The sequence below is a fragment of the Ferroglobus sp. genome (assembly GCF_015521575.1).
Taxonomy (GTDB): Archaea; Halobacteriota; Archaeoglobi; order Archaeoglobales; family Archaeoglobaceae; genus Ferroglobus.
The window spans coordinates 1-2,641 of sequence record NZ_WANY01000038.1; the positions used below are offsets into that span (position 1 = coordinate 1).

2 protein-coding genes are annotated in these 2,641 nt (G+C 45.1%); both read right to left on the minus strand.

The window, feature by feature from the left end; all coding sequences use genetic code 11:
• Nucleotides 1-1,634, minus strand: a 1,634-nt coding sequence (locus F7C14_RS01590; RefSeq protein ID WP_290899188.1) for a DUF4430 domain-containing protein, incomplete at its 3' end; no start/stop codon positions are given.
• Nucleotides 1,634-2,641, minus strand: a 1,008-nt coding sequence (locus tag F7C14_RS01595; RefSeq protein ID WP_290899191.1) for a DUF4430 domain-containing protein, incomplete at its 5' end; no start/stop codon positions are given. The genes F7C14_RS01590 and F7C14_RS01595, both read right to left, overlap by 1 nt.

The following is a 2,641-nucleotide window of genomic DNA, read 5'->3' on the forward strand; positions in this document are numbered from 1 at the left end:
AAGCCACCATCTTCGTTTTGTTGCTCTTTCAACCACTCAACAGACTTGTTTACATCCTCTCCAACGGAGACGAGGGCTATGATTCCCCAGATTGTAGTGTAAATGAAGTCTCCAATTTGTCCGTTCTCCTTCACTCTGTCCTTTAGCAACCTCACGAGGTCAACCCCGGCAAAATTCCTCGGATTCTCGCCAGCTGCTACTAAAGCCAGAATTGTTCTCGCGTAATCGGCTGTACCCATTTTCGGGAGCTCTTTTTTCAGATTTTCTCTAAGGTAGTCTATCGGGCTTTTTCCGTTCTTCTTCCACTCATCCGGATTTTCTCCGGCTGCTACCAAAGCCATTATTGCCCAAGAGGTTTTAGCCACACTGCTCTCCTCTCCCGGATTGGCAAAACCTCCGTCATCATTCTGGATACTTTTTAGCCATTTCAACGCTTTAACTATCCTTTCATCCTCCGGTTTTAACGGAAAGTTGTTCCATTTTACGATAATTGCAAATAGGCTGAAGTTCGTTATTTTTGAGGAGAAGAAGTAGTGAGTTTCGTTTTCATCTACAAGAGTCGTTTCCAAGCACTTCCACTCATCTTCAACATATTTAGCGAGACATACGTTTTCGGGAGATTCGTTTTCGAGGAGTTCCTTCTTTACTGAGAAGTTCAGCAGAATTTCTGCGCTTTCGTTAACCTCCAGCTCGAAAGCTTCAAGAACTTTGCCATGAACGCTTCTAAATTCAACTCCTCCAATTTTCCTCTGAACGAGCTCGATTAGAACGGGTTTCTCTTTTTCGAGTTTGAGCTTCATGGGAATTTTGAGATTAACTACAACTGTCTCATTTGGTTTAACGACCTCAACCTTTTTCGTGAGGTTGAATTCAACAATTTTCTCTTCTTTTTCTGGAGTTGGTGTGGGTGTCGGGGTTGATGCTGTAGCTCCTCCATAGGAAGGAGTTCTCCAGTAAATGTTCACGTCAAAAGTCCAGTCCGGGAAGGTAATTATTTCGATTCTGTAGGGAGAACTCTCAGCGGTTTCGCTCATGCTTCGCGAGAAGTACCAGACGACTTTGTCTCCAGCGTTTAGTTCGTACTGATCGGAGCTCACGCTTGGAATTTGATTGTTCACAGCGTACATCCATCCAGAGGTAGATCCAAGGTCTCCTGTGCAAATTCCCTTTATGCAGTCCACGAACAGTCCGTAACTCCACTTTTTCACCTTCACGCTGAAGCCTTTAACTTCAGAAGCTCTTATAAGTGCTCCCAATGCAGTTCTGTAGTCGATTTCCTCCACGCTTCCGTCTTCAAGCGTTACGCTTACTTTTCCTGAGGGAAGAGAGTATCTGCCTGTTGTTTCTCCAGTAGCGGGTTGTTTTTCTCGGATTTGTATGGTTTTCGAAACGATCTCATTTTCAGCTCTTGCTTCGATGAAGAGGGTACCTGTCACATGAGGAATGAACTTCGCAGTTTTTCCGTAAGCAAATATAGGTGTTCCGTTGTTCATTCTGAAGATTATGAAGGCCTCTTTGTCAAGAGAGACTGTTACAGCTACCCCCTTGTATCCTCCACTGACGGACATCGTTAGAGCGGAGGCTTGAGATATTAAAAAAAGGAACAGCAGGATTGCAACAATCGATCGGTGCATCAGCTCACCTCGCATACGGCTTTACCGAATATGTGTGCCACTTCTTTCGGATAGTCGGATAGCTCGTAAACTCCAGCGAAAAGCTCGTATTTTCCTGTTTGAATTTGTTGTGGAATTGGAATCATCACAGGAACAGCCACAGTTTCTCCTGCGTTGAGCTTCACCATCGAAATTCCGGCTATGCTGTCTCCGTTGGCGTTCGTTCCACTCACAACTATTACGAACCATCCATTTTTGAGGGCTGTTACGTTTACAGTTGCGTTGGCAAAACCTCCCCTGAAAGCATTACTAACGGAGAGAGACGTTACGTACGCTTTGGTGGGGACTTTTACCTTTATTTTTACGACATAAGGAGATTCCTCCGGCGTAGAGGGTTGCCAGGTGGTGGAATTGTAATAGCCGTAGTAGAATATTACCTCATCGCCATCGCTTAAAACGTAGTCGGCTGCACCTACCGACGGAAAACTCTCTTCTGGATAGTTCACCCAGTAAAGCCAGTAAAACGTTCCATTTGGAGGTATGTCTGCGATACTCTCAACGTAAAGACCCCAACTCGTGTTCAAAATGCTGACGTTAAATCCTCCAACTTCCGAAGCTTTCAACAAAGCTGCTAAGGTGGACAATCCATTTATCTCCGTTTCATTTCCGTCTTTTAAAGTTATTCTGAGTTTTTCTGGGTACAGCGTTACCTCTCCCTCCCATACGACGTTACTAACAGCCACATGGATTATTACAAGATATAAGGACTCGCTGGGTTTGCTCGGCTCCCAAGTTTGAGGATCGTAGCTGCCGTAATAGAAGATCAGCGTATTCCCGTTTTCAAGAATGTAATCAGCTGCACCAACGCTCGGAATGTTTTCTTTTGGAAAGTTCACCCAGTACATCCATCCGCTCAAACCTTCAGGAGAGATGCCAGCTATACTTTCCACGTAAAGACCCCAGGAGGTGTTCGCTATCGTCACGCTGAAGTTTCCAATTTTTGACGCCATCCAGAGAGCTGCCAAGGC